Source organism: Hydrocoleum sp. CS-953, assembly GCF_002260545.1.
Classification (GTDB): domain Bacteria; phylum Cyanobacteriota; class Cyanobacteriia; order Cyanobacteriales; family Microcoleaceae; genus Trichodesmium.
Genome location: NZ_LGSU01001038.1, coordinates 1 through 6,228, shown reverse-complemented (window position 1 = coordinate 6,228; position 6,228 = coordinate 1). Strand labels below are relative to the sequence as shown.

The window sequence follows — 6,228 nt, the reverse complement described above, 5'->3', positions numbered from 1 at the left end:
GTTTATTTAATCGACGTTATTTAGATGAATCTCTCAAGCAAGAAATTATCAAAGCTAAATGCAATCAACAACCTTTAAGCGTCATCATGGTAGATGTTGATCATTTTAAACGATTTAACGATACTTATGGTCACGATGTAGGAGATATGGTACTACGAGAATTGGCAAAGTTTTTAGAAGGACAAGTTAGAGAATCTGATATTGTCTGTCGTTACGGTGGAGAAGAAATGACTTTAATTTTAATCAATACTCCTTTAGATATTGCTAAACAAAGGGCAGAAAATATTTGTTCAGGAATCAGGGAATTATCTCTACAAAATCAAGGTGAAGTTCTCTCATCTTTAACTGTTTCTCTGGGAGTTGCTTCTTTTCCTTTAGATGGAACCACAGGAGAAGAGATTGTTCAAAAGGCAGATCAAGCTTTGTATCAGGCGAAAAAAGCAGGACGGGATCGAGTAGTTCTGTATCAGGTATAACAGTAAATTTATAGAAAAGAGAGAGTAGAGAATAGGGAGTAGAGGGTATGGGAAAATAATTAACTTTATTTTTTATTATTGAATATGTCTATTTAAGTTTGATAGTTTTATATNGACCTTTAAAATCTGATGAATTTTGGCAAAAAGTTAATCAATGTATTTTGGTTTCTGCTACTCCGGGAAATTGGGAAATAGAAAAGTCTAAAAATAGTCCGAAAATTATATATACAAGGTCATAACAGAAATAAGGAGATTTAAGTGAAGTCAGAAATCAGAAGTCAGAAGTTAGAAGTTAAATTCTTACTGTGACTAAATGAGACATGGCGACTGCTATATAATTAAATTAAGACTGATGAAAATAGGTAAAATTATTTTAATAGCTACCTCATTATTTGTGGCAACTAACCAAGGATTATACGCAGGTTTGTTTGACACAATCAAAGAATTAAAAATAGAAAATCCTAGTTGTCTAGAATGTGATATCAAAATAGCTGAATGGCAAAATCAGGAAGAATTTTTAACCAAGTTAGTTTGGTAGGGGCTTGTTCAATAATTAATAATTAATAATTAATAATTAATAATTAACAATGGCTTTGTTGCATAAAAGTGGCGATAGAACATCCATTCTGCTTTGGTTCGCACAATTTACGCAGAGCCTAGTGCAGAATGGCGGAAATAACTGACCAGTTACAAAATCCTAAAAATCTTACTAATCAATACTTTTGACTTTTGACTTCCGCGTAGCAGCACTAGGGGCAGCTATATCGTTCTGTTTCGCAATTATTGATGTTCTATTCATCTATTGTCCAATAGTTAGGGTATACCGATAGACTCTCAAAACCTTTATAGGTAAAAGTTTCAGCCTTTTCCTATCTTATATTGATGTTCTATTCATCTATTGTCCAATAGTTAGGGTGTACCGATAGACTCTCAAAACCTTTATAGGTAAAAGTTTCAGCCTTTTCCTGTCTTATATTGATGTTTGATTCATCTATTGTCCAATAGTTACAGCAGTTTCCGCACCTTATGAAGTACATATGCGGAGCAAGTGCAGCAACTATATACTTTCATGCAACAAAGCCATTAATAATTAATAATATAAAATCCGGTTGAACACTCGTCATTGCGACGGCAGGAAGTAATATCAGGAGGACGCGGAGATTGCTTCCTTCCACGGAGTGTAAGTCGCTGCGGACTTAGGTACATTAATTATCCGGATTTAACTTCCTTCCGCAGTCGATTTTGTTTGCAATTCAAAAGCTGTATATTCCGTTCTACTAAACTTACCCAAACTTACCCAAGAGGGTTTTGGAGCTAGCTTCCTGTTTCACAGAAGACCACTGACCGCAGTCTGCAACTTATCTTCTCCACAGGCTTAAAATCGGCGGGAACTCCACCTACTGATGCACATAGTTTTCTAAGTTGACAGCAGCATTAAAGTCTCTGTCTGCTTCAAAACCACAGTTACTACATTCGTAGGTTCTCTTATGCAACGGCATTTTCTGTTGATGCCCACACTGAGAACATAATTGAGAACTTGGATAAAACCTATCAGCGATTATTAACTCACTGCCATACCATTCACATTTGTATGTGAGCTGACGTTTAAACTCATAAAAACCACAATCAGCAATTGCACTTGCTAGTTTATGATTTTTTAGCATTCCACTTACATTTAAGTCTTCAATCACTATGGTGCTGTGGTTCTTAGCTAACCATGTTGTTAGTTTATGTAGTGCATCTGCTCTGATATCTGCTACTTTTTTATGAGATGAAGCTAGTTTTTTTACGGCTTTGGCTCTGTTTTTTGAGCCTGGCTCTTTTTTGTTGACACGCCGTTGATAACGAGTTAGTCGTTTTTGGGCTTGTTTGTAGGCTTTAACATTGGCAAATTTGGTTCCATCGCTACAAGTTGCTAGAGTATTTATACCAACATCTACACCAATAATATCTCGTTCTTTTGTAGTATGGTTGGGCCGATCATCATATTTAAAACTTATATACCAATTACCCGCACGTTTTGATATCGCAACGTTTTTTATTGGTACAGATGGTAATATTTCATAAGTTTTTACTATTCCTATTCTTGGTAATTGTATATAGTTTCCTTTCAGGATTTTGATACTTCCTTCTAGATAAAAACTGTCTTTTTTCCCTTTTTTCTTAAAGTTCGGAAATCCATGTCCCCGAATAGTTAAAAAATTTTTAAATGCCCTCTCTAAATCTCTTAAGGCTTGCTGAGGAGCGCACTTTGAAACTTCATAATACCAGGGATTTTCACTTTTAACTTCAGCTACCAAACGCTTATGTAAAGTGATAGCACTCAGTCGTTTCTTGCTTGATTCATATTCAGTAATGCAAGTTGCTAATCCCCAGTTATAAGCATGACGAGCTACACCTGCGTGTTTGGCAAGTATTGTTTTTTGTTTATTATTAACTTTTAGTTTGGTCTTGATTGATTGCATTTGAATTGGTAAGCCATGAAAAAAAGTCTTTGACAATGCTTAGGATGATGTTAATGTATGATAGCAGAGCACAATGAGATTTTTAACATTTTTTAACATTTGTCTAAATTTGTCCAATTATTCGGCTTCAGTAGTTAGCCCCACCCAAAGCTTCCACTATTGCCTGAGTATTAGAGATCAACATTTTCACATAACTATCGCCCTCACTCCCAGGAGCGCCAATAGAATCAGAATATAACTCTCTGGCCGCTAACTTTACCCCTGCTTCCTCCGCAACTGTAGTAATCAACTTAGGATTAATAGTAGTCTCCGCAAAAATAGCAGGTACTCCAGTTTTCTTAATTTCCTCCGCCAAATTTTTCACCGTCTGCGCACTAGGTTGTTCCTCCGTAGTCATCCCAATCAAAGTTCCTGTCATCTCTAAACCATAAGCTTTGACATAATATTCAAAAGCATCATGGGTAGTCACCAGTCGCCGCTGACTTTCTGGAATAGTCGCTATTTGTTTATTAATCCAAATATCAACCTGCTGTAACTCCTCAACTAATCTGGCAGCATTCTCCATAAACACCTCTTTATCTTCCGGTGACAACTCAACCAAAGCATCCCGAATTGCATTAACCATCACAATTCCATTTTCCGCATCACCCCAAACGTGCGGATCTGGCACTAACTCCCCCTGCTCCGGATTTTGTAAAGCTGTCACCTTTTCCGCAACTGCCAACTTTTGCGCTTTTACACCCGCAGCATTCATCAGTTTAATTAAAGCAGGTTCCAAATTATAGCCATTATAAACAATTAAATCTGCTTCCTCAAAAGCCACACTATCAGCAGGCACCGGTTCATAAATATGAGGATCTGCTCCCGGTTCCATAATTCCCTGATGCTCAATTTCATCGCCACCTATTTTTTCTGCCATATCGGCAATGATGGTACTTGTAGAAACGACTAAAGGTTTACCTTCACTCTCAGCAGAAATATTTGAAGATGGAGCAGTACAACCACTCATCCATAATGCTAATAAAATTCCTAATGCTGACCACATATTTTGGGCACTTATGCAGAAACCGGGTTTATGGGGGGAATTTTGTGAGAGAGAATTAGAGCAATAAACCCGGTTTCTTGTTTCGGTGGATAGTTTATCAAGAGAATTTCGTGAAAGGGAATTAGAGCAATAAACCCGGTTTCTTGTCTGGGTGTCTAAGTCTTGCGTATATTTACCACTCAGATATATTTCCTGTTCTCTGTTCCGAGTTAAGCCTTCTCTACCTAGACTATTAGTTAAATTAATTTGGCACAGATACTTCCTAATTTTCATTTTGATTTAATTGACAATTTTTCATATTTCTTTCATAATTTATATCATATTGGTTTCATATTTCTCAAATTCTAGGGTGAACTTTTGAATTAAACCTCTATCGTTAGAGGTTGTTTGAGAAGTTATTGATCCCCCTAAATCCCCCTTAATAAGGGGGACTTTCCCTTCTATTTCCTCTGTTTTTAATGGGGAATTTCCTTTGNTTTCTCAAATTCTAGGGTGAACTTTTGAATTAAACCTCTATCGTTAGAGGTTGTTTGAGAAGTTATTGATCCCCCTAAATCCCCCTTAATAAGGGGGACTTTCCCTTCTATTTCCTCTGTTTTTAATGGGGAATTTCCTTTGTATTTCCCCTTTTTCAAGGGGGGCTAGGGGGGAGCTAGATCAAAATTCATACTATTCAAACATTCTCTTAGAAGGATTTCAGAGAATCATATTTGATAATTTATAGGAGTCATAATTAATGAATCAGGCCAAAATTACAGTAAGTCATTTAGCAGTCCATTATCGTACCGTTGAGGCGTTGCGAGACATTACCTTACAGATACAAACAGGAAAATTAACAGGTATTATTGGCCCTAATGGCGCTGGAAAAAGTACCTTATTAAAAGGAATGTTAGGGTTAATTCCTGTGACTGGGGGTTCTGTAATCTACAATGACAAACCACTTCAAGAACAGTTAAGAAGAATTGCTTATGTGCCTCAGCGATCGCAAATTGATTGGACTTATCCTGCTACTGTCTGGGATGTGGTAATGATGGGGCGGGTGCGTCAGACTGGTTGGTTTTGTCGCTTTTCTAATGTTAGTCGGAGAATAGTATTAGAGGCGTTGACAAAGGTAGGGATGGATAGTTATCGCGATCGCCCCATCGGACAACTTTCTGGAGGCCAGCAGCAACGGGTATTTTTGGCGCGTTCTTTAGCTCAAGAAGCGGATATTTTCTGTTTTGATGAACCGTTTGTTGGGGTAGATCAGAAGACTGAAAATATTATTTTTGAGATTTTTCACGAGTTAGCTGAAGTTNTAGTATTAGAGGCGTTGACAAAGGTAGGGATGGATAGTTATCGCGATCGCCCCATCGGACAACTTTCTGGAGGCCAGCAGCAACGGGTATTTTTGGCGCGTTCTTTAGCTCAAGAAGCGGATATTTTCTGTTTTGATGAACCGTTTGTTGGGGTAGATCAGAAGACTGAAAATATTATTTTTGAGATTTTTCACGAGTTAGCTGAAGTTGGAAAAGTTGTGATAGTTGTTAACCACGATTTGGGAGAATCTATTACTAATTTTGACGATTTAATTCTGTTGAATAAGGAGTTAATTGCTGTTGGCGATCGGCAAGTTGTATTGCAGGAAGAAAATTTGTATCGTGCTTATGGGGGTAAGGTTGGTTTCTTTTCGGAGTCTTTAAGGCAAGTTGCTTGATTGGTATTATTTTTTTTAGTAGGATTGAGGTTTTAGGTAGTAGTAGGAAAACCTCCTGACTGAAATTTTAGATGAGTTTAAGTAGGTCAACAAACCACTATCAGGTATTCTTCATAAGACTTATTTCTTGCAGAGGCAAATTACCATAAAATATAATATACTATACTATTATAATGTACTATCTAATCTTGTTAATGTTGCTTTTTTAGCTTCGTAAGAATAATTATAGAAAGGCTAGTCTAGGTAGTACAAGAGCAACTACTTTTTTGTATATCCAACAATTAATTAGGGAGTTTTGTAATTTTAATGACTGACTTGCAACTTGATAAAATTCAAAGCCATTACTGTGAAATTTGTAATGGTTGGTTAGAGTTCTGTTTTGACAGGTATGTAATAACATTTGAGGGTATAAACCTATGCCTATCAAATATTCCTCTTTTACGTTGTGATAATTGCGCTAAATACTATTTTCCAGAGAAAACAAAAATAGTCATACTAGAAGCTATTGAGGAAGCAGAAAAGCAAGGACAATCAGAGGGAGATTTG

6 protein-coding genes and 1 pseudogene are annotated in these 6,228 nt (G+C 36.8%); 5 read left to right on the top strand and 2 right to left on the bottom strand.

Annotated elements, in window-relative coordinates:
• On the top strand, window positions 1-476 hold a 476-nt coding region (locus AFK68_RS15165), incomplete at its 5' end, for a GGDEF domain-containing protein (protein WP_143437896.1).
• A 352-nt stretch (window positions 477-828) separates the two neighbouring features.
• Window positions 829-1,014 (top strand): hypothetical protein, encoded by a 186-nt coding sequence (locus AFK68_RS15160; protein ID WP_094673520.1) that lies wholly within the window; start codon window positions 829-831, stop codon window positions 1,012-1,014.
• An 859-nt stretch (window positions 1,015-1,873) separates the two neighbouring features.
• On the opposite strand, the gene AFK68_RS15155 is transcribed toward AFK68_RS15160, so the two are convergent.
• Together AFK68_RS15155 and AFK68_RS15150 are read right to left on the bottom strand one after the other, a co-directional pair.
• Entirely contained in the window at window positions 1,874-2,941 is a 1,068-nt protein-coding gene (locus AFK68_RS15155; protein WP_094673519.1) for an RNA-guided endonuclease TnpB family protein, read from the bottom strand.
• Window positions 2,942-3,068: 127 nt separating this feature from the next.
• A complete protein-coding gene (locus AFK68_RS15150; RefSeq protein ID WP_210407417.1) occupies window positions 3,069-3,986 on the bottom strand; it encodes a metal ABC transporter solute-binding protein, Zn/Mn family in 918 nt (305 codons plus the stop codon).
• Between the two features lie 736 nt (window positions 3,987-4,722).
• Here AFK68_RS15150 and AFK68_RS15140 point away from each other — a divergent pair.
• From AFK68_RS15140 to AFK68_RS38970, 3 genes and pseudogenes are all read left to right on the top strand, one after another.
• Window positions 4,723-5,283 (top strand): annotated as a pseudogene (locus tag AFK68_RS15140) (metal ABC transporter ATP-binding protein); the annotation flags it as partial.
• Window position 5,284: 1 nt separating this feature from the next.
• A partial coding sequence (locus AFK68_RS41820) for a metal ABC transporter ATP-binding protein (protein ID WP_256386569.1) occupies window positions 5,285-5,682 on the top strand: 398 nt, incomplete at its 5' end.
• 306 nt (window positions 5,683-5,988) lie between these two features.
• Window positions 5,989-6,228: hypothetical protein (locus AFK68_RS38970; RefSeq protein WP_210407416.1), on the top strand; the 240-nt coding region annotated here is incomplete at its 3' end.

Coding starts and splice junctions, on each gene's coding strand:
- AFK68_RS15160 (WP_094673520.1), top strand. CDS start 829: ATGAAAATAGGTAAAATTATTTTAATAGCTACCTCATTATTTGTGGCA.
- AFK68_RS15155 (WP_094673519.1), bottom strand. CDS start 2,941: ATGCAATCAATCAAGACCAAACTAAAAGTTAATAATAAACAAAAAACA.
- AFK68_RS15150 (WP_210407417.1), bottom strand. CDS start 3,986: ATGTGGTCAGCATTAGGAATTTTATTAGCATTATGGATGAGTGGTTGT.